21 protein-coding genes are annotated in these 19109 nt (G+C 67.2%); 2 read left to right on the top strand and 19 right to left on the bottom strand.

What is annotated here, in order from left to right:
• The first annotated feature begins 176 nt into the window (after positions 1 to 176).
• A complete protein-coding gene (locus AC5P6X_RS19150) occupies positions 177 to 1133 on the top strand; it encodes a DUF2268 domain-containing putative Zn-dependent protease (protein WP_049449188.1) in 957 nt (318 codons plus the stop codon).
• 182 nt (positions 1134 to 1315) lie between these two features.
• On the opposite strand, the gene queC is transcribed toward AC5P6X_RS19150, so the two are convergent.
• The 18 genes from queC to aspS all read right to left on the bottom strand — a co-directional run bounded on the left by queC (position 1316) and on the right by aspS (position 17505).
• Positions 1316 to 1981, bottom strand: a complete 666-nt coding sequence (gene queC, locus AC5P6X_RS19155) for a 7-cyano-7-deazaguanine synthase QueC (protein ID WP_108270639.1) — start codon at positions 1979 to 1981, stop codon at positions 1316 to 1318.
• 78 nt (positions 1982 to 2059) lie between these two features.
• The gene (gene queE, locus AC5P6X_RS19160) at positions 2060 to 2761 is read right to left on the bottom strand and encodes a 7-carboxy-7-deazaguanine synthase QueE (RefSeq protein ID WP_005410746.1); all 702 of its coding nucleotides are present in this window, start codon (positions 2759 to 2761) and stop codon (positions 2060 to 2062) included.
• Between the two features lie 139 nt (positions 2762 to 2900).
• Positions 2901 to 3719: a tol-pal system protein YbgF gene (gene ybgF, locus AC5P6X_RS19165; protein WP_005414274.1), complete on the bottom strand. Its 819-nt coding sequence runs from the start codon at positions 3717 to 3719 to the stop codon at positions 2901 to 2903.
• Positions 3720 to 3722: 3 nt separating this feature from the next.
• On the bottom strand, positions 3723 to 4241 hold the full coding sequence (gene pal / locus AC5P6X_RS19170; RefSeq protein ID WP_005410748.1) for a peptidoglycan-associated lipoprotein Pal: 519 nt from the start codon (positions 4239 to 4241) through the stop codon (positions 3723 to 3725).
• 64 nt (positions 4242 to 4305) lie between these two features.
• Positions 4306 to 5625, bottom strand: coding sequence for a Tol-Pal system beta propeller repeat protein TolB (tolB, locus tag AC5P6X_RS19175; protein WP_005410749.1), 1320 nt, complete (start codon positions 5623 to 5625; stop codon positions 4306 to 4308).
• A gap of 283 nt (positions 5626 to 5908) precedes the next feature.
• Positions 5909 to 6964 carry a cell envelope integrity protein TolA gene (gene tolA, locus AC5P6X_RS19180; RefSeq protein ID WP_005410750.1) on the bottom strand — a complete coding sequence of 352 codons (1056 nt, stop codon included), beginning with the start codon at positions 6962 to 6964 and terminating at the stop codon, positions 5909 to 5911.
• On the bottom strand, positions 6954 to 7382 hold the full coding sequence (tolR, locus tag AC5P6X_RS19185; RefSeq protein WP_005410751.1) for a protein TolR: 429 nt from the start codon (positions 7380 to 7382) through the stop codon (positions 6954 to 6956). The genes tolA and tolR overlap by 11 nt, the downstream gene beginning before the upstream one ends.
• 24 nt (positions 7383 to 7406) lie before the next feature.
• On the bottom strand, positions 7407 to 8186 hold the full coding sequence (gene tolQ, locus AC5P6X_RS19190; RefSeq protein ID WP_108270638.1) for a protein TolQ: 780 nt from the start codon (positions 8184 to 8186) through the stop codon (positions 7407 to 7409).
• A gap of 10 nt (positions 8187 to 8196) precedes the next feature.
• Positions 8197 to 8628, bottom strand: coding sequence for a tol-pal system-associated acyl-CoA thioesterase (gene ybgC / locus AC5P6X_RS19195; RefSeq protein ID WP_099604826.1), 432 nt, complete (start codon positions 8626 to 8628; stop codon positions 8197 to 8199).
• Complete coding sequence (gene ruvB / locus AC5P6X_RS19200; protein ID WP_005410754.1) at positions 8618 to 9658, bottom strand: Holliday junction branch migration DNA helicase RuvB; 1041 nt, start codon at positions 9656 to 9658, stop codon at positions 8618 to 8620. The genes ybgC and ruvB overlap by 11 nt, the downstream gene beginning before the upstream one ends.
• A gap of 376 nt (positions 9659 to 10034) precedes the next feature.
• On the bottom strand, positions 10035 to 11954 hold the full coding sequence (locus AC5P6X_RS19205; RefSeq protein WP_005410755.1) for a potassium transporter Kup: 1920 nt from the start codon (positions 11952 to 11954) through the stop codon (positions 10035 to 10037).
• 49 nt (positions 11955 to 12003) lie between these two features.
• Positions 12004 to 12597, bottom strand: a complete 594-nt coding sequence (gene ruvA / locus AC5P6X_RS19210; RefSeq protein WP_005410756.1) for a Holliday junction branch migration protein RuvA — start codon at positions 12595 to 12597, stop codon at positions 12004 to 12006.
• 13 nt (positions 12598 to 12610) lie between these two features.
• The gene (gene ruvC / locus AC5P6X_RS19215; protein ID WP_005410757.1) at positions 12611 to 13132 is read right to left on the bottom strand and encodes a crossover junction endodeoxyribonuclease RuvC; all 522 of its coding nucleotides are present in this window, start codon (positions 13130 to 13132) and stop codon (positions 12611 to 12613) included.
• A gap of 105 nt (positions 13133 to 13237) precedes the next feature.
• Complete coding sequence (locus AC5P6X_RS19220; protein ID WP_005410758.1) at positions 13238 to 13969, bottom strand: YebC/PmpR family DNA-binding transcriptional regulator; 732 nt, start codon at positions 13967 to 13969, stop codon at positions 13238 to 13240.
• Between the two features lie 186 nt (positions 13970 to 14155).
• Positions 14156 to 14788 carry an esterase/lipase family protein gene (locus AC5P6X_RS19225; protein ID WP_049450102.1) on the bottom strand — a complete coding sequence of 211 codons (633 nt, stop codon included), beginning with the start codon at positions 14786 to 14788 and terminating at the stop codon, positions 14156 to 14158.
• A gap of 75 nt (positions 14789 to 14863) precedes the next feature.
• Positions 14864 to 15385: a GNAT family N-acetyltransferase gene (locus tag AC5P6X_RS19230; RefSeq protein ID WP_005410760.1), complete on the bottom strand. Its 522-nt coding sequence runs from the start codon at positions 15383 to 15385 to the stop codon at positions 14864 to 14866.
• 31 nt (positions 15386 to 15416) lie between these two features.
• Positions 15417 to 15737, bottom strand: a complete 321-nt coding sequence (locus AC5P6X_RS19235) for a hypothetical protein (protein WP_024958674.1) — start codon at positions 15735 to 15737, stop codon at positions 15417 to 15419.
• Between the two features lie 16 nt (positions 15738 to 15753).
• Complete coding sequence (gene aspS, locus AC5P6X_RS19240; protein WP_005414279.1) at positions 15754 to 17505, bottom strand: aspartate--tRNA ligase; 1752 nt, start codon at positions 17503 to 17505, stop codon at positions 15754 to 15756.
• A 158-nt stretch (positions 17506 to 17663) separates the two neighbouring features.
• On the opposite strand from aspS, the gene AC5P6X_RS19245 reads away from it, so the two are divergent.
• A complete protein-coding gene (locus AC5P6X_RS19245) occupies positions 17664 to 18407 on the top strand; it encodes a DUF3011 domain-containing protein (RefSeq protein ID WP_108270637.1) in 744 nt (247 codons plus the stop codon).
• Between the two features lie 49 nt (positions 18408 to 18456).
• Here the strand turns inward: AC5P6X_RS19245 and AC5P6X_RS19250 are convergent, their stop codons facing one another.
• Positions 18457 to 19098, bottom strand: a complete 642-nt coding sequence (locus tag AC5P6X_RS19250; protein ID WP_108270636.1) for a hypothetical protein — start codon at positions 19096 to 19098, stop codon at positions 18457 to 18459.
• Positions 19099 to 19109: the final 11 nt, after the last annotated feature.

The raw sequence follows: 19109 nt of genomic DNA on the forward strand, positions 1-19109 counted from the left end.
TGCACTGCCCCAGCCTTTCGGCGGGGTGGGCATTCTACCCTACTTTGCCGGGCCGGGTGAAACCCTGGCGCGTCGAGGTTGCCGGCCAGCGACCGGCACTACCCGATCTGGTGAGCCCGCTTAAACCTTCTGGGCCTCACGCGCATCCCAGCTGTGATTCCTGCCCGGAGCCACGGATGCGCCTGCCCTTCTGCCTCATTGCCGCCCTGTTGCTGCCCTGTACGGCACTGGCCGCCCCATCCCAGGTCGTCACCGACGACATCGGCCGCTTCTGGGCCACTTATGACGCTGTGCGCGCCGAGCCCGACGTTGAACGCCAGGTCGCACTGGTGCAGGAGCGCTACATCGATCCAGGCAGCCCCGGCCTGCATGCGCTGATGCAGGTCCGCAACTACACCGCCCGCGAATACGCCGAGGCCATGCGTGCGTGGCCGGGCTTCTGGACGTCGGTACGCCCATTGACCGCCAACGCGCAGCAGGCCAGCGCCACACTGGAACGGGACCTGGCCGCCTTCCGCACGCTCTACCCCGCCCTGCGCCCGGCCACCATCACCTATGCCGTGGGCGTGCTGCGTACTGGCGGGACCACGCTGGGTGACAAGGTACTGATCGGTGCGGAGATGGCGCTGGGCGATGAACGCGTGGACGTGAGCGAGCTGCCGGAGCCGATGCGCAGCCGCCTGCGGATCTTCTACGACAGCCGTCCGGGGGCGAACAACGCGCAGAACAACCTGCACGAGTACGTGCATACCCAGCAGCGCGAAACTACCGGCAGCCTGGCGCAGTACGCGGTGCGCGAAGGCGTGGCGGAGTATGTGGCCGAACGGCTGAGCGGGCGTCGGCCAGCGTTGCCGCTGTACAGCTACGGGCCCGCGCACGAAGCGGAAATCCGCGCGCGTTTCGTCACTGAAATGGACGGCGGGGATCTGGACAACTGGCTGTACAACAGCGCCGGTAATCCGTTCGGGGTGGGTGATGTGGGGTACTACGCCGGCTACCGCATCGCGCAGGAGTACATGCGCCAGCAAGCCGACGAGAAAGCCGGTGTCGCGCGGATGATCGAGCTGGACTATGCCGATGCGGGGGCGGTGCGGGCGTTTATTGAAGCATCGGGGTGGTTGCGGCAGCGGTAGCGCCGGGCCGTGTCTGGCGGACAGTGCCAACCAAGGTTGGCACCCACCAGAGTCAGACCTGCCCGGCGAGTCAGCCAGTGCGATCCAATGGTTCGCACCCACCGAGGAGCAGTTCGCACCCACCATCTGGGAATTCACACCCATCAGGGAAGCCGGCCAGCGGCCGGCACTATCAGGGGCGGTCAGGCGTACAGCGTCGGGTCGGACACGCCGGCTTCGGCGAAGCCCTGCGCGCGCAGGCGGCAGGCGTCACAGTGGCCGCAGGCGGCGCCGTTGGCGTCGGCGTTGTAACAGGACACGGTCAGGCCGAAGTCCACGCCCAGGCGCACGCCTTCGCTGACGATCTGGCCCTTGCTGAGGAACTGCAGCGGCGCGTGTACCTTGATGCCCGCACCTTCCACGCCCGACTTGGTGGCCAGGTTGGCCAGCGCTTGGAACGCGGCCACGAACTCGGGGCGGCAGTCCGGATAGCCGGAATAATCCACGGCGTTGACGCCGCAGAAGATGTCGTTGGCACCGAGCACTTCGGCCCAGCCGAGGGCCAGCGACAGCATGATGGTGTTGCGCGCCGGTACGTAGGTGACCGGAATGCCGGCACCGCCGGCCTCGGGCACGTCGATGTCATCGGTGAGCGCCGAGCCACCGATGCTGCGCAGGTCCACGTCCACGGTCTTGTGCGCGACCACGCCCTGGGCCTTGGCCACGCGGGCGGCGGCATCCAGTTCGGAGGTATGGCGCTGGCCATAGCGCACGCTCAGGGCATGCACGGCAAAGCCCTGTTCCTGGGCCATGGCGATGACGGCGGCTGAATCCATGCCGCCGGAGAGAAGCACGACTGCCTTCTTCATGGGTAAAACATCCGGTTGGGAGGGGAAAGCCAGCACGCTGTCCCGCGCCGGAGCTACATCAGGGAACGCCGCGCGGGCTCATCGGCCCGGCTCGTCGTTCCACAGGATTTTATGCAACTGCATCTGGAAGCGCACCGGCAGGCGGTCTTCGACGATCCAGTCGGCCAGCTGCCGCGCGGTGATCTCGCCCTTGCTGGGCGAGAAGAACACGGTGCAGCGCTTCACCAGCTCGTGCTCGGCGACCAGGGCCTTGGCCCAGTCGTAGTCCTCGCGGCTGCAGATGACGAACTTGATCTGGTCGCGTGCGGTCAGCAGCGGCAGGTTTTCCCAGCGGTTGCGCGCCACTTCGGCAGACCCCGGGGTCTTGATGTCGACCACGCGCGATACACGCGGGTCCACCGCGCTGACGTCCAGCGCGCCGGAGGTTTCCAGCGAGACGTCCATGCCGGCGTCGCACAGCTTCTGCAGCAGCACCAGGCAGCGCTTCTGCGCCAGCGGCTCGCCGCCGGTCACGCAGACGTGGCGCACGCCCTGGGCCAGCACCTCGGCCACGATGTCGTCGATGTCCCACCAGGTGCCGCCATGGAAGGCATAGGCCGTATCGCAGTACTGGCAGCGCAGCGGGCAGCCGGTCAGGCGCACGAACACGGTCGGCCAGCCGGCGGTATCGGCTTCGCCCTGCAGCGAGGTGAAGATCTCGGTGATCTTCAGGCGCGGCAGCGGCGACTGCACGATGTCGCTGGGGGTAGCGACGGCGTTGGACGGGGTAACGGCGGTCATGGCAAACAATTCTTCATGGGACGGGCGACCGATTTATCGGCGCCGGAAACGAAAGCAGCCGAGCATGGGCTCGGCTCTACAGGAGGCTGCCGGAAATCAGCCCGGCGCCAGGGTACGCATTGTACGCCCGGTCAGCGGATCAACGGATCTGCTTGCCGAGGCGGATGGACTGCAGCCGATCCTGGGCGGTGCGCGCGGCGTCCGAGCCCGGGTACTGCGCCACGACGCTCTCCAGCGTCTGCTGGGCCTGGTCGACCTTGCCCTCGCCATACTGCGAGAGGCCAACCTTGAGCAGGCCGCCAGCGGCCTTGTCGTGGGTCGGATAGCGCGCGAGCAGTTCACGGAACTGGGTCTCGGCCATCGGGAAATTGCGGGTGGCGTAGTAGCTCTCGCCCAGCCAGTACAGCGCGTTCGGCGCGTAGACGCCGTTCGGGTACAGCTGCAGGAAGCTCAGGAACAGCTGCGCCGAATCATCGTACTTGCCGGCCTTCAGCGAATCGAAGGCGACGTTGTAGGAGGTGCGCTCGTCGCCGGTGGCGGCAAGGCTGCCGGCATCACCATGGACGGAAGGCGGCCGCTCGGAAGTGGCCGCCGCTGCGGGTTTTGCCGGGGCCGGTGCGGCCTTCGGCGCGCTCGCCGGAACGGGCGGCAGGGCCGGGGCGGCATTGCCCCCTTCCAACCGGTTCAGGCGGCTGTCCAGATCCAGGTACTGGTCCTGGGCGGACTGCTTGAGCTGGGCGTTGTCGTGCTGCAACTGCTCGATCGAGGCCTGCAGGCTGGTGACCTGCTGCCGCAGCTGGTTGATCTGGTTCAACAGGTCCTGGTTGGCACTGTTGTTGTACATCTGCTGCTCGAGCGCGCCGACACGGTCAGCCAGGCTCTGTCGCTGTGCATGCGCCGGTGCGGCAGCCACGAGGGCTGCCGCAACGACCAGCATCAGTTTGATGCCAATGCGCATGGATTACTGCGCGGTGTAGACGATTTCGACGCGACGGTTCTGCGACCAGCAGGACTCGTTCGACTCGGTGCAGACCGGACGCTCTTCACCGTAGGAAACGACGGTCAGCTGCGAAGCCGAGCCACCGTTGGCCTGCAGGGCCGAGTTGACGCCGTTGCCACGACGCTCACCCAGGGCCTGGTTGTACGCGCGCGAACCGCGCTCGTCGGTGTGGCCCTGCAGGGTGATGCGCGAGGACGGACGGTCACGCAGGTACTTGGCGTGGCACGCCATGATGGCCTGGAATTCCGGCTTCACGTCTTCCTTGTCCAGGTCGAAGTAGACAACGCGCTGGCGCAGGCAAGCGTCGGTATCCAGGTCGCCCGGGCCGTACAGGCCCGAGGTCGACGGACCGGTCGGGGTGGTGGTCGAGGTGCCGGTGTCGACCGGGGCTGCCGGCTCTTCCTTCACCTTCTTCGAGCAACCGGCCAGGACGGCCACAGACAGCAGGGAAACAAGCAGAACGCGGGTGGACTTGTTCATGGCGATACCTTTGTGGCTCCTAGGCCGATGAGGGGTTCAAGACAACGAAAATATTAACACTCTTTTAGCGCTGGGTACGGTATGGGGACCATGCCGGCTCGCGCACATCACCATCGGCCAGGACCAGGCGCTGGCGAACCCGCGCATCGGCCGAGACGGCATACAACACACCACGGCCACCTTCGCGGGCGGCGTACAACACCATGCTCGCGTTGGGCGCAAAGCTCGGCGATTCATCCAGCGAGCCCGGGGACAGCGTGCTCCAGCGCGGCGAACCCAGCGAGCTGTCCATCACCGCAATCTTGTAGCTGTTGCCCGAGCCCTGGGCGACGGCGATCTTCTTGCCGTCGTAGGACACCGAGGGCTTGGCATTGTAGTTGCCCTGGAAGGTCACGCGCTCGGCGCTGCCGCCGCCCGCGCCGACCTTGTAGACCTGCGGACGGCCGCCGCGGTCGGAGGTGAAGTACACCGCGCTGCCGTCCGGCGCCCAGGTCGGCTCGGTATCGATGGCGAAGTGGTTGGTCAGCTGGGTCAGCTGCTTGCTGCCCAGGTCCATCACGTAGATTTCCGGGTTGCCCGAACGCGACAGGGTCAGGGCCAGCTTGCGGCCGTCCGGCGAGAACGCCGGGGCGCTGTTGATGCCGCGGAAGCTGGTGACGAGCTCACGCGCGCCGGTGCCGATGTTCTGGATGTAGATCGCCGAGTTGCCACGCTCGAAGCTGACATAGGCCAGCTTGCTGCCATCCGGGCTCCACGACGGCGACAGCAGCGGCTCGGCCGAGCGCACGATGGTCTGCGGATTGAAGCCATCGGAGTCGGCCACCATCAGCGCGTAGCGCATGGCGTCGCCCTTGCCGCTGGCGGTCACGTAGGCGATGCGGGTCCAGAAGGCGCCGCGCACACCGGTGATCTTTTCGTAGATGGCGTCGGCCATCTGGTGGGCAACGTCGCGCATGGCGTTGCCACGGGCGGTCATCGCCAGGCCCAGCAGGCGTTCGCCCTTGGGTACGTCGAACAGTTCGTACTCGACGCGGTAGGCACCGGCACCGGCGTCGAGCACGCGGCCGACCACGATGTAGTTCTGCTTCAGCGCGCGCCAGGTGGCGAACTGGATGTCGCCGCCGCGCACCGGCTTCTCGACGATCTGCGCTTCGGGCAGCGTACGGAACTGGCCCGAGCGCTCCAGGTCGGCACGGACCACGCCGGCGACGTCGGTCTGCGGTGCAGCCGACGACCCCTGGTAAGGCATCGGCACGATGGTGATCGGCAGCGCGGAAGCATTGCCGCCGATGATGTCGATATCCAGCCCCTTCTGCTGCGCGACGGCAGCAAAGGGCAGCAACAGGGCCGCAAACACGGCAAGCCAGCGAGGCATCTTTTTCATGGAGCGCTCAATAGGGGGAAACCGGAACGAGGGATAACAAAGCGGCAGTGAACCGCTTCGCAATCATGAACCAAGGGTACGTGAATTCCGGGTCAGTTCCAGCCCGTCCTCTCACGCACCGTTAACGTCGTGGCTAACATCGCGCCCGTCTGCCCCGTCACGCCGCCCTGCGGGGCGGTGTCCGACAGCAGCCCACAGCCTGCCCGGTCGAGACCTGGCCTGCCAGAGGCAAGCGCGACATCAGTGGACGCGGGCAGCGGAGAGCCACCCGGCCCTGCCCGCCTCAGCGATCCTGGGCGGTGAAGGTGAAGTTGAGCGTGCGTGCGAACACCGACTCGAAGCCGCGGTAGGGCAGCGGCTGCGCGTTGAGCACGGCGGCCTCGATCGAACGCTTGCCGGCCTCGTCGTACGGGCAGTTCGGGCTGACCTTGGCCTGCATCACCGTGCCACCCGGAATCTGGGTGATGGTGATCTGGCAGCGCTGGCCCAGCGGCACCGTATCCGGGCGCACCCACTGCGACAGCACCTTGGCCTGGATGGCGGCTGCGTACTTGGCCGAAAGGTCGTCGCTGTTGCCACCGCCACCGGCGGCCGGCTGCGAGGCACCACTGGAACCGGCAGCGGCACTGCCGGCGGCATTGCGCGCGGCGGCCACCTGGCGCAGCTTCTGCTCGGCCAGCTTGGCTTCCTTCTCGGCCTGCTCGCGGCGGGCACGGATCTCGGCGATCTTCTTCTGCTTCTCGGCCTCGGCCTTGTCAGCGGCCACGCGCTCCTGCTCGGCCTGCTTCTTCTTCTCGTCCGCTTCCTGCTGCTTGGCCAGGCGCAGCTTCTGCTCGGCTTCTTCCTGGCGCTTGCGTTCGGTCAGGTCGATCTGTTCCTGGCGGCGCTTGGCTTCCTGTTCCTGCTTGGCCTTCTCCTGGGAGATGGCCAGCGCACTCACCGCTTCCTGATCCTTGGTATCCGGCTGCGCGACACGCTCCTGCGCCTGTTGCTGCTGCGGCGTGGGGGCGTCCTGCGGGCGCGGTTCCGGGATCGGCTGCGGCGGCGGAATGGTGTCTTCCGGCACCGGGATGGGCTCGGCCACCGGCGGCGGCAGGTCTTCCAGCTTTTCCGACTGGCGCAGGGCCTGGCGCGCAGCGGAGGCCTCCGACGCGGACAGCGCCAGGCTGGCCTCGACCGACGGATCACCGGCGGCGGCGTCGGTGTTGCGCTCGGGCGACCAGAACCAGGCCACGATGAAGACCAGCGCGACCAGCAGGTGCACCAGCAACGCCAATGCCAGGGGCAGGCCCCAGCCGGGTTCGCGCTGATGCGGGGGTGGCAGGGCGTCAGCGTGCATCGGTGGCCAGGCCTACCTTGTCTACCTTGGCGCGCTTGATCACATCCATCGCGGCGATGACCTTTTCATAGGCCACGGCACGGTCGGCGGCGACGATCACGCGCACGCCCTTGTCCTGGGCGGCGATGCCGGCCAGGCGGCCTTCCAGTTCCTCGGCCGACACGGCGGTCGGTTCCTTGGCATCGGGCAGCTTCAGGCTGAGCTGGCCGTCCTGGCGCACCGAGACGATCACCGGGTCCTGCTTGCTCTCCAGCGCCTTGGCGTTGGACTGCGGCAGGTCGACGTCGAAGCTCAGGGTGAGCAGCGGCGCGGTGACCATGAAGATGATCAGCAGCACCAGCATGACGTCGATGTAGGGAACGACGTTGATTTCCGATTTCAGCTTGCGGCGCTTGCGGCGACCGATGGCAGCGGACATGGCTTGGACTCCCGGGTCAGGCGCTTACTCGTCGCCAGCGCTCTGGCGCTGCAGGATGGAACTGAACTCTTCGGCAAAGGTCTCGAACCGCACCGACATGCGCTCAACGCGCGTGGTGAAGCGGTTGTAGGCCCACACCGCCGGGATCGCCACGAACAGGCCGATGGCGGTAGCGAACAGTGCCTCGGAGATGCCCGGCGCGACGGCGGCGATGCCGGCCTGCGCACCACTGCTGATCATGTCGTGCATGGTCACCATGATGCCGAACACGGTGCCGACCAGGCCCACGTACGGCGCGGTCGAACCGATGTTGGCCAGCAGTTCCAGGTTGCGCTCGAGCTGATCCACTTCGCGGGTGTAGGTGGTGCGCATCGCGCGCTGCGCGCCTTCCAGCTGTGCGCGGCCATCCAGGCGGCGCTTGTCACGCAGGCGGGTGTATTCGCGGAACCCTGCTTCGAAGATGGCTTCCAGGCCGGTCACGCTGCGGCTGCGGTCGGTGGCCGCGCTGTACAGCTTGCCCAGGTCCGCGCCGGACCAGAAGCGGTTCTCGAACTCGTCGGCTTCGCGGGTGGCCTGCTTGAACACGCGGGCCTTGCGGAAAATGATCACCCAGCTGACGAACGAGCCGACCAGCAGCAACAGCACGATGATCTTCACCGGCAGGCTGGCCTTGGCCATCAGTTCGAGGTAGTTGATGCCGCCGCCGGTGGTGGCCTGGGCAAGGGTCTGTGTCGTGGCGTTGCTGACGTCGGCCGGCAGTGCCTCGGTGACCGTGGCCTGCAGGGCCAGGAGCGTTGCGATCATCCGTTGTTCCTCAGTGTTCGGATTCGGGGTGGAGGTGGGGTTGCAGCACGGCAAGGACGGCCTCGTCCATGCCACGCGGGCGGAAACTGGCCGCGTCCAGTGCGGCGATGCGGACCTGGGCCGACAGCAGCAATTCGCCGTCGCGCAGGATCTGCTGGTCGAAGACCATGCTGGCCTTCTTCAGCTGGACCAAACGGGCGCTCACCTGCAGGGTGTCATCCAGCCGTGCCGGCCTGATGAAATCCATCTGCATCGAGCGCACCGCGAAGATCATCCCGTGCTCGGCGCGCATGCGCTCCTGGCCGTAGCCCAGCGCACGCATCCATTCGGTCCGGGCCCGTTCCATGAAGGCCACGTAGCGGGCGTGGTAGACCACGCCGCCAGCGTCGGTATCTTCCCAGTAAATGCGTGTCGGCCAACTGAATAGTGGCTCAACCGACATCGGGAACCTCCGCGAACAGGTCCTGCGGCGGGTTCTTCGGCTTCAGACCCATGTGCCGGTAGGCCTTGTGGGTGGCCATGCGGCCACGCGCGGTACGCACCAGGAAGCCCTGCTGGATCAGGTACGGCTCGACCACGTCTTCCAGCGTGCCACGCTCTTCGGACAGCGCCGCGGCCAGCGATTCGATGCCGACCGGGCCACCATCGAAGTAGTCGACCATGGTCTTGAGCAGGCGCCGGTCAAGCTCGTCGAAGCCTTCCGGGTCGACCTTGAGCATCTTCATCGCGGCCTGGGCCACGGGCTCGTCGATGTGGCCACCGGCCTTGACCTGCGCATAGTCGCGCACGCGTCGCAGCAGGCGGTTGGCGATACGCGGGGTACCACGCGCGCGGCGCGCGATCTCCCCTGCCCCATCGGCGGTGCAGTCGATGCCGAGGATGCTGGCGGAGCGGCGCACGATACGGGTCAGTTCCTCGACGCTGTAGAACTCCAGGCGCTGGACGATGCCGAAGCGGTCGCGCAGCGGCGCGGTCAGCAGGCCGGCGCGGGTGGTGGCGCCGATCAGGGTGAACGGCGGCAGGTCGATCTTGATCGAGCGGGCGGCGGGGCCCTCGCCGATCATGATGTCGATCTGGAAATCTTCCATCGCCGGGTACAGCACTTCCTCGACCACCGGCGACAGGCGATGGATCTCGTCGATGAACAGCACGTCGTGCGGCTGCAGGTTGGTCAGCAGCGCAGCCAGGTCGCCGGCCTTTTCGATCACCGGGCCGGAGGTCACGCGCAGGGCCACGCCCAGTTCGTTGGCAATGACATGGCTGAGGGTGGTCTTGCCCAGGCCCGGCGGCCCGAAGATCAGTACGTGGTCGAGCGCGTCGCCACGCCCCTTGGCCGCCTGGATGTAGATTTCCATCTGCTCGCGCACCGGCACCTGGCCGAGGTAGTCGGCAAGGCGCTTGGGGCGGATGCTGGCGTCGGCGGCGTCATCCTCGCGGGTGGCGCCGGCGCCGATGATGCGGTCGTCGGTCATGTGCTGATTATGCGGCAAAAGTGCGGGTTTCGGCCGGGCTGCGCCCGGCACCCGCAGAGGCCGGAGCAACGTCAAAGGCCGAAGCAGAAGCGGGCATGCCGTGGGATGGCGGGGTGGGTCCGGTTGAGGGGGACGCCGTAAACCCATCCATGGGGGCTTGGTCGCGGCATCCATGCCGCTCACACCCCCGCAACCGGACCCACCCCGCCTTCGACAGATCTGCGCAATCTGCCGGAATGGCATGGCCTGCTCTTGGTGGGTGTCGACCTTGGTCGACACGGTAGATCCACACCGTGCGTGGATGGCGCTGGATGGAACGAACCGAACTCGGGGTCAGAGCCCTTTTCCTGCGGAAAAGGGATCCGACCCCGCGCGGTCAGATCTCCACCTGCGCGCCGAGTTCGACCAGGCGGTTGCCCGGAATCCGGAAGAAGCCGGTCGCGGGCGCGGCATTCCGGTGCATCAGCGCGAACAGCTTGTCGCGCCAGATCGGCATGCCGCGGTTGGCGGTGGCCACAATGGTTTCGCGGCTGGCGAAGAAGGTGGTGTCCATCGGGTCGAAGTAGATGCCACCGTGGTCACACGAGCGCATCAGCGCCAGCGGCACGTCCGGGGTTTCCATGAAACCGAAGCGCACATAGACCCGGTAGAACTCGTCGCCCACCGACTCGATCTTCAGCCGCTGCCCTTCCATCGCATAGGGAATGGGCAGGGTTTCCACGTGCAGGAACACGTTGCGCTCGTGCAGCACCTTGTTGTGCTTGAGGTTGTGCATCAGCGCGTGCGGGGCCACGGTCGGGTCGGCGGTGAGGAACACCGCGGTGCCCGGTACGCGTACCGGCGGTGCCAGCATCAGGCCCGGTAGGAAGGTGTCCAGGCGGATGCCGTCCTTGCGGATCTCATCACGCAGCAGCTCGCGGCCACGCCGCCAGGTGCGCATCATGGTGAACAGGAAGATGCCCAGCACCACCGGGAACCAGGCGCCCTGCAGCAGCTTGGCGCCGTTGGCGATGACGAAGCCGAGGTCGATGATGAAGAACACCACGCACAGCGGCAGCAGCCAGCCACGCGACTTCGGCCACAGCGAACGTGCCACCACGGCCAGCAGCAGGGTGTCGATCAGCATCGTGGCCGACACCGAGATGCCGTAGGCCACGGCCAGGTTGGACGAACTGCGGAACGCCAGCACCAGGCCGAACACCATCACCGCGATGCCCCAGTTGATGCCCGGGATGTAGATCTGGCCGATGGTGTCGTGCGAGGTGTGCTTGATGCGCATGCGCGGGATGTAGCCCAGCTGCATGGCCTGGCGCGAGACCGAGAACGCGCCGGTGATGACCGACTGCGAGGCGATCACCGCCGCCATGGTGGCCAGGATGATCATCGGGTACAGCGCCCACGAGGGCACCGCCTCGAAGAACGGGTTCTTCAGGGCCTCGGGGTGGTTGAGCACCAGTGCGCCCTGCCCTAGGTAGTTCAGCACCAGGCACGGCAGCACGAAGAAGTACCAGGCGTGGCGGATCGGGCGCAGGCCGAAGTGGCCCATGTCCGCATACAGCGCTTCGCCGCCGGTCACCGCCAGCACCACTGCACCGAGAATGAAGATGCCGTGCCAGCCGTGCTCCATGAAGAAGCGGATGCCCCACCACGGGTTGAAGGCCTTCAGCACCTCGGGCGCATCGACAATGTTGTAGATGCCGATCGCCGCCAGCGATACGAACCAGATCGCCATGATCGGGCCGAACGCCTTGCCGATCTTCTCGGTACCGAAGCGTTGCGCGGCGAACACTGCCAGCAGCACCACCAGGGTGACCGGCACGATGAAGACATGCAGTCCGGGCGCGGCCACCTCCAGGCCTTCGACCGCACTGAGCACGGACATGGCCGGGGTGATCACGCCGTCGCCGAAGAACAGCGAGGCGCCGAAGATGCCGAGGATGCCCACCACATAAGCCGAGCGCGAGCCGTTGCGCAGCGTGCGCTGGGTCAACGCCATCAGCGCCATGATGCCGCCCTCGCCATCATTGTCGGCGCGCATGATGATGGTGACGTACTTCAGCGTCACCACCAGGTTCAGCGCCCAGAACGCCAGCGACAGCACGCCCAGCACGGTATCGTGGTCGCTGTTGAGCCCGTAGTGCGGCGAGAACGCCTCCTTCAGGGTGTACAGCGGGCTGGTACCGATATCGCCGAAGACCACGCCGATCGCACCGATGACCAGCGCCAGTCCTCCAGCGGAGGGGGCGTGGCCATGGCCGCCGGGGGCGGCTGCGTGCGGGGTTTGACTGCTGGACATGGGACTCCTGGCGAAGCTCAGGCGGTTTGTTGAAGGAAAGGAAAGCGGATCAACGCAGCGCCGACTGCAGCGCCTTGCGGATCACGGTGGCCACTTCGTCGCCTTCATTGAAGGCGTCCCGGGCCATGCGCGCGGCTTCAGCCGGCTTGTAGCCCAGCTGCTGCAGCGCCACGGTGGCATCGGACAGCGGGTCGGCCGGGGCCGGGCCACTGCCGGTGGGCAGCGCGCCGCCGGCACCGAACTGGGCCGCGCGGTCACGCAGCTCCAGCACCATGCGCTCGGCGGTCTTCTTGCCGATGCCCGGAATGCGGGTCAGCGCGGTGATGTCACCGGCCTGGACCATGCGCGCGAACTCCTCGACGGTGACGCCGGACAGCACGGCCAGCGCGATCTTCGCGCCGATGCCGCTGACCTTCTGCACGTCGCGGAACAGGCGCCGCTCGCCCTCGCGAAGGAAGCCGTACAGCGAGACGCTGTCTTCCTTCTGCGAGTAGTGGGTATACAGGGTGACCTCGCGGCCGAGCTCGGGCAGGTCGTAGAAGGTGCTCATCGGCGCCTCCAGTTCGTAGCCCACTCCGTTCACGTCCACCACCAGCCACGGCGGCGCCTTGTAGGCAACGATGCCGCGCAGTCGACCGATCATTGCGTGCAGCTCCTCATTTGCGGCCCCATGCCTGGCGGGCACTGAGCCCCAGGCGGTTGGCCGTCGCCCTTACGTGGGCATGGGTGATCGCCACCGCCAACGCGTCGGCCGCGTCGGCCTGCAGCTTGATTTTCAGGTTGAGCATGAGCCCGACCATGTGTTGAACCTGTTGCTTTTCGGCGCCACCGCGCCCGACAACCGCCAGCTTGATCTCGCTGGCAGCATATTCGTGCACCGGCAGGTCGCGCAGCACCACCGCCGAGATCGCCGCGCCACGGGCCTGGCCCAGCTTCAATGCCGAATCGGGGTTGCGGGCCATGAACACGCGTTCGATGGCCACTTCCTGCGGCTCATACTCGCGGCACAGGTCGGCCAGGCCCAGCACCAGCAGCTTCATGCGCTGCGGGAAGTCGTCAGCGCCCAGCAGCACCAGCGGCTGGTGGTGCACGTAGCTGACGCGGCCGGTGGCATCGACATCAATGATGCCGACCCCGGTCCGCTGCGAACCGGGGTCGATGCCGAGGATGCGGGTCATGCTGCACTCCTGGCGGGGCGGAACGGAATGCGCTGGCAGGCGTATGGGCTCATGACTGTCCGCGGTGACCGTTCAACGGCCCGCGCCCAGGCCGTCGAAGACGGCTCAGGCGTAGGCGTCGGCGCCGAGTTCGGCGTTGGAATACACGTCCTGCACGTCGTCCAGGTCTTCCAGCATGTCCAGCAGCTTCTTGACCTGCAGGGCGACCTCGCCCTCGACCTTGATGTCGTTGTCGGCGCGGAAGGTGATCTCGGCGTGGTCGGCGACATGGCCAGCGGCAGCCATCGCGTCCTTGACTGCGCTGAACGCGTCAGGGCTGGTGACCACATCGATCGAGCCATCGTCCGGATAGACCACGATGTCATCAGCGCCGGCCTCGATGGCCGCCTCGGTGATGGCTTCCTCGTCGGCACCCGGGGCGAAGCTGAGCACGCCCAGGCGCTTGAACATGAAGGCCACCGAGCCTTCGGTGCCCATGTTGCCGCCGCACTTGCTGAACGCATGGCGGACATCGGCCACGGTGCGCACGCGGTTGTCGGTCAGGCAGTCGACGATCACGGCCACGCCACCCGGGGCGTAGCCTTCGTAGCGGATTTCCTCGTAGTCGACGCCTTCCAGTTCACCGGTGGCCTTCTTGATGGCGCGCTCGATCACGTCCTTGGACATGTTCACGGCCAGGCCCTTGTCCACCGCCACGCGCAGGCGCGGGTTGTTGTTGGGGTCGCCTCCACCGCCGCGCGCGGCAACGCCGATCTCGCGGATGATCTTGGTGAAAATCTTGCCGCGCTTCGCGTCGGACGCGTTCTTGCGGGCTTCGATGGAGGGGCCTCTACCCATGGGTGCTACCGTCTGGCTGCTTCAGGATCAAGGCGCGGATTCTACCTGATCGGGGGCGGCAACCGTGTCTAGGGCGGAGAGATGCCGTCGGGCATGGCCCGGCGAAGCGCGTGCGAACCAACGGTTCGCACCCACCAGGGCAGGACGGTTCGCACCCACCGAGCCAAGGCGGTCGCCCCTACCAGATTACGCGGCGGCGGCGTCGCGGCTGTGGTCAAACTGGCCGTGGCGCAGGAAATGCGCGGTCTGCCGCGCGGCATCCGGCGACACCACGAGGCCGCTGTGGCTGGTGCGCACCACGCAATGATCGGTCAGGCCCGGCAGGCGGGTTTCGGCCAGGGCCACGGTGCCATCGGAGGCGTCGTCCATCGCGCCCAGCAGGCTGCCCAGACCGTGCGGCACCGAACCGGCGATCAGCCCGACCTCGGCCTTGCCCTGCCAGTCCGGCAGTCCGTCCAGCAGCAGCTCGCTGCTGCGCCCCAGCGCCAGGCCCCAGCCATGATCGGACAACGAGCGCGCGGTACCACTGCCGCGCAGCGGTGAACCCAGGCAGACCACGCGCTGCACCGGCAGCTGCGGATTGCACCGCAGCGCTTCCAGCGCCAGCAGCCCGCCCAGGCTGTGGCCGACCAAACTCAGCGGGCCGGCGTCGGCCAGCCGCTCCAGCAGCTGCGGTACGGCCACGTCCGGGCCACCGAACACCGAGGAATAACCAAACGCGTGCACCTGGAAGCCGCGCGCGCGCAGGCGCCAGGCCAGCGGCCCGACCCAGGCGCGGGCATTCCAGATGCCATGCAGCAGCAATACGGGGGGAGTCATGCAAACAGCCTGGCGGTCAGCGGGGCAGGAACGTACGGTGATTGAACACGCGCGCGCAGCAAGCGGCAGTGAACATCAGGCCGCGCGCGGTGCGCGGCGCAGGATGAATTCGAGATCGTTCGTGTCGCCCACCGGGAACAGGTATTCGCCGGCCTTCTCGAAACCGTAGCGGGCGTAGAAGCGCTGTGCGCCGAAGTTCTCCGACCACACGCCCAACCACAGGGTGCGCGGGCCCTCGTGTTCCAGCCAGGCCAGCGCGGTTTCCAGCAGGCGGCTGCCCCAGCCGCAGCTTTGCTGCGTCTTGATCAGGTACAGGCGCTTGAGTTCGCCGTCACCGGGCTTCACGTCCGGGTGCGGCAGGCCACAGGGGCCGGCGGCGGCATGGCCGACCGCCTCCCCGTCCAGCTCCAGCAGCCACACCGCGTAATCCGGGTGGGCCAGGATCACGCGCTGGCGCTCGACCGTGTAGGCCTCCTCAAGGAAGGCCTGCAGGTCCTGCGGCGGATACAGATGGCCGAAGGTTTCGGTGAACGTGCGGGCGGCCAGCGCCGACAGGGTCGGCGCGTCGTCCACGGTGGCGCGGCGGATCGAATACATGCAGGAAGTTGACGTCAGGGCGAAGCGCGGGTCAAGCCTTTTCAGGCGATTCCGCTTCTTCTTCCTCGTCCTCTTCCTCGTATTCCTCTTCGTCCTCGTCCTCTTCTTCCTCGCCGTCCTCGTCCTCGTCGTACTCTTCCTCTTCGTCGTCCTCGTAATCCTCGACGCCGAAGTCTTCTCCATCCCAACGGCCTTCGCCGTCGGCGACGAAGGTCAGGGCCATCGCGGCCGGGTTGGTACCGACGCGGACCAGCCAACCGCCGAACACGCGTGCACGCTCGGTGACCAGGTTGGCCTCGGAGCCTTCATTGCCCAGCTTTTCCCACTCCAGCGAAAACGCAAACTCGGTCATTGCCTGGATCTCCTGATCAGTTGGTCTTGGGGCGAACCTGGATGTGCACTTCGGCCAGCTGCGCGTCGACGATCGGCGACGGCGCGTCGGTCATCAGATCCTGTGCACCAGTGGTCTTCGGGAACGGGATGACGTCGCGGATCGACTCGGTGCCGGCCATCAGCGCGGCGATGCGGTCGATGCCGAAGGCGATGCCACCGTGCGGCGGCGCGCCGTAGTTCAGCGCGTCGAGCAGGAAGCCGAACTTGGCACGGGCTTCTTCGGCACCGATGCCCAGCAGCTCGAACACCGCGCTCTGCATGTCCGGACGGTGGATACGGATCGAACCGCCGCCGATCTCATTGCCGTTGAGCACCATGTCGTAGCCGCGCGAAACGGCGGTACGGGCATTGGCGCGCAGGTCGGCGATGTCGTCCACGGCCGGTGCGGTGAAGGGGTGATGCAGGGCGACGTAGCGCTGTTCTTCCTCGTCCCACTCGAACATCGGGAAGTCGGTGACCCACAGCGGCGCCCAGCCGTCGGCGACCAGGCCGAAGTCCTTGCCGGCCTTCAGCCGCAGCGCGCCCATGAAGTCGGAGACCTTGTTGTAGCCGCCGGCACCGAAGAACACGATGTCGCCGTTGCCGGCGCCGACGTGGGCGACCAGCGCGGCGAACGACGCTTCGCTGAAGAACTTCTGGATCGGCGAGCTGATTTCGCCGTTGTCGGCGATCTTGATGTAGGCCAGGCCCTTGGCGCCGTACTTGGCGGCATGCGCGGCGTATTCGTCGATCTGCTTGCGCGACAGCGACGCACCGCCCGGGATGCGCAGCGCAGCGACGCGGCCCTCGGCATCATTGGCCGGGCCGGTGAACACCGGGAACTCGCTGTCCTTGACCAGTTCGGCCACGTCCACCAGCTCCAGCGCGATGCGCAGGTCCGGCTTGTCCGAGCCGTAGCGGCGCATGGCCTCGGCCCAGGTCATGCGCGGGAAGCTGGCATCCAGCTGCACGTCCACCACTTCCTTGAAGATGGCGCGGATCATGTCCTCGACGAAATCCTGCACGTCGCGCTCGCGGACGAAGGCGAATTCCATGTCCAGCTGGGTGAACTCCAGCTGGCGATCGGCACGCAGGGCCTCGTCGCGGAAGCAGCGCGCGATCTGGTAGTAGCGGTCGAAGCCGGCCACCATCAGGATCTGCTTGAACAGCTGCGGGCTCTGCGGCAGTGCGTAGAACTCGCCCGGGTGCATGCGCGCCGGCACCAGGAAGTCGCGTGCGCCTTCCGGGGTGGCCTTGGTCAGGATCGGGGTTTCGATGTCCTGGAAGCCCTTTTCGTCCAGGTGGCGGCGCAGCGCCTGCACCAGCTTGATGCGGGTGCGCTGCATGCGCTGCATTTCCGGGCGGCGCAGGTCCAGGTAGCGGTACTTCAGGCGGGTTTCCTCGCCCGGGTTCTCGTGGGCGTGGAACGGCAGCGGCGCAGCCTTGTTCAGCACGGTGATGGCGGTGGCGATCACTTCCACTTTGCCGGTGCGCATCTTGTCGTTCACCGCGTGGCGGGCACGCACGACGCCTTCCACCTGCAGCACATCCTCGTAGCCCAGCGACGCGGCCACCGCGAACACTTCGGCATTGTCGACCTCCACCGTCACCTGCACGATGCCTTCATGATCGCGGAGATCGATGAAGCAGACGCCGCCCTGGTTACGGGCCACGTCGGTCCAGCCGGCGAGGGTGACAGTCTGGCCAATCAGGGTCTCGTCGACCAGGCCGCAGAAGTGGGTACGCATGGGGGGAAGCTCCGCTGGAGAACGCCGGCACCGGATGGGGGCCGGAAAGCCTCGTATTCTGCGGCCGAGGCCCCGGCTGGGGCAAATCCGGCCAGTCACACCGGCTTGATCGTCCCCCTCCCTATAGTCGGGCACCTGCCACCGTATGGGATGCCGCCATGAAACCGCTGTCCCTGGCCAGCCTGGCCGTGACCCTCAGCCTGGGTGCGCTGGGCACCCTTGCCCTGCCCGCCCCGTCCGCCTCTGCGCAGAACGGGGTGATCCGCTGCGAAAGCCAGAGCAACCGCGAACGGGTCTGCAACACCGGCTGGCGCGGCGCGCAGCTGGTCCGTCAGTTGTCTGGCAGCCCCTGCGAGGAAGGGCGCTCCTGGGGCAGCCGCAATGGCAGCATCTGGGTCACCAATGGTTGCCGCGCCGAGTTCGTCGAGGCCCGTGGTGGCTGGGGCGGCGGCAATGGCGGTGGCTGGGGAGGCAACAACGGTCGGCCCGGCGAGACCATCCGCTGCGAAAGCCAGAACAACCGCGAGCGCAGCTGCCCGGTCGGCTGGCGCAATGCCCGCCTGGTCCGCCAGTTGTCCGGCAGCCCTTGCGACGAGGGCCGTACCTGGGGTGTGCGCAACGGCGCGGTATGGGTCAGCAATGGCTGCCGCGCCGAATTCGCCGAGGCCCGCGGCTGGGGCGGTGGCGGTGGCGGCTGGGGCGGTGGCAACAGCAACTATTCCGTCACCTGCAGCAGCAACAACAACCGCTCGCAGACCTGCGACTGGGATGAGCGCCAGGGCCGGCCGGTGCTGCAGCAGCAGTTGTCGGGCAGCGTCTGCCAGGAAGGCCGCAGCTGGGGTTACTCGCGTGGCCAGGTGTGGGTGAGCAACGGCTGCCGGGCGCGCTTCGGCACGCGGTGAGTGCAGGGTCGGGGTCAGAGCCCTCCGCAGGAGGGATCCGCCCCCGGGATCACGGCGCGGGTGCTGTGTCGTCGCCCCACGGTGGCGGTGGCAGGTCGACCGGCTTGCTCAGGTCGAACTGCACGCGGAAGCGGCGGCCGTCCGGGCGCGTCAGTTCGTAGACGAACGTCTGGTCCGGATCGATCTCCATCGCCCAGGTGTTGTGCGTGGAAGCCAGCATGTCGGCACGGCGGAACATCGCCACCGAATCGGCATCGGCAGGGAACTGCTGGCGCTCGGCGGTACCAGGCGGCGTGCTGTCGCCACCGTACAGGGTGATCGCGTCGGGGCTGCCGTCTTCGTGGCGATGGTCGTGCTTCAGCCGCAGCCCGTTCGGCGTGCGGGTCAGCACCCAGGTCCGCGAGTGGTCATCACCGACATGGAACGGGATGCGCAGCTCGTGCGCCGGGTCGGCGCAGCCGCGCACATGCATGACCAGGCGCTGCCCGGCGAACGGATCCTTGGCGGCCGGTGCAGGCGTGTCCTCCACCACCTTGCCGACGTAGGCCTGGCCGCAATGTGCGGCGATGGCGGCCATGAACGCATCGGCCGGTGCGGTCGCCAGGTCATGGGCGACCGTATCGGAGCGCTGCGTGCACGCAGCGAGGCTGAGCAGGAGGGCGGCGGTAGTGGCAACGGCAATCGGTCTCATGCCCCAACCCT

The organism is Stenotrophomonas sp. YJH_SMC_40 (assembly GCF_059368615.1).

Coding starts and splice junctions, on each gene's coding strand:
- ybgC (WP_099604826.1), bottom strand. CDS start 8,628: ATGTCGGTTGAGCCACTATTCAGTTGGCCGACACGCATTTACTGGGAA.
- ybgF (WP_005414274.1), bottom strand. CDS start 3,719: ATGCGCATTGGCATCAAACTGATGCTGGTCGTTGCGGCAGCCCTCGTG.
- tolR (WP_005410751.1), bottom strand. CDS start 7,382: ATGTCCGCTGCCATCGGTCGCCGCAAGCGCCGCAAGCTGAAATCGGAA.
- AC5P6X_RS19225 (WP_049450102.1), bottom strand. CDS start 14,788: ATGACTCCCCCCGTATTGCTGCTGCATGGCATCTGGAATGCCCGCGCC.
- queC (WP_108270639.1), bottom strand. CDS start 1,981: ATGAAGAAGGCAGTCGTGCTTCTCTCCGGCGGCATGGATTCAGCCGCC.
- aspS (WP_005414279.1), bottom strand. CDS start 17,505: ATGCGTACCCACTTCTGCGGCCTGGTCGACGAGACCCTGATTGGCCAG.
- AC5P6X_RS19150 (WP_049449188.1), top strand. CDS start 177: ATGCGCCTGCCCTTCTGCCTCATTGCCGCCCTGTTGCTGCCCTGTACG.
- AC5P6X_RS19205 (WP_005410755.1), bottom strand. CDS start 11,954: ATGTCCAGCAGTCAAACCCCGCACGCAGCCGCCCCCGGCGGCCATGGC.
- tolA (WP_005410750.1), bottom strand. CDS start 6,964: ATGCACGCTGACGCCCTGCCACCCCCGCATCAGCGCGAACCCGGCTGG.
- ruvA (WP_005410756.1), bottom strand. CDS start 12,597: ATGATCGGTCGACTGCGCGGCATCGTTGCCTACAAGGCGCCGCCGTGG.
- AC5P6X_RS19220 (WP_005410758.1), bottom strand. CDS start 13,969: ATGGGTAGAGGCCCCTCCATCGAAGCCCGCAAGAACGCGTCCGACGCG.
- queE (WP_005410746.1), bottom strand. CDS start 2,761: ATGACCGCCGTTACCCCGTCCAACGCCGTCGCTACCCCCAGCGACATC.
- AC5P6X_RS19250 (WP_108270636.1), bottom strand. CDS start 19,098: ATGAGACCGATTGCCGTTGCCACTACCGCCGCCCTCCTGCTCAGCCTC.
- tolB (WP_005410749.1), bottom strand. CDS start 5,625: ATGAAAAAGATGCCTCGCTGGCTTGCCGTGTTTGCGGCCCTGTTGCTG.
- pal (WP_005410748.1), bottom strand. CDS start 4,241: ATGAACAAGTCCACCCGCGTTCTGCTTGTTTCCCTGCTGTCTGTGGCC.
- ruvC (WP_005410757.1), bottom strand. CDS start 13,132: ATGACCCGCATCCTCGGCATCGACCCCGGTTCGCAGCGGACCGGGGTC.
- ruvB (WP_005410754.1), bottom strand. CDS start 9,658: ATGACCGACGACCGCATCATCGGCGCCGGCGCCACCCGCGAGGATGAC.
- tolQ (WP_108270638.1), bottom strand. CDS start 8,186: ATGATCGCAACGCTCCTGGCCCTGCAGGCCACGGTCACCGAGGCACTG.
- AC5P6X_RS19235 (WP_024958674.1), bottom strand. CDS start 15,737: ATGACCGAGTTTGCGTTTTCGCTGGAGTGGGAAAAGCTGGGCAATGAA.
- AC5P6X_RS19245 (WP_108270637.1), top strand. CDS start 17,664: ATGAAACCGCTGTCCCTGGCCAGCCTGGCCGTGACCCTCAGCCTGGGT.
- AC5P6X_RS19230 (WP_005410760.1), bottom strand. CDS start 15,385: ATGTATTCGATCCGCCGCGCCACCGTGGACGACGCGCCGACCCTGTCG.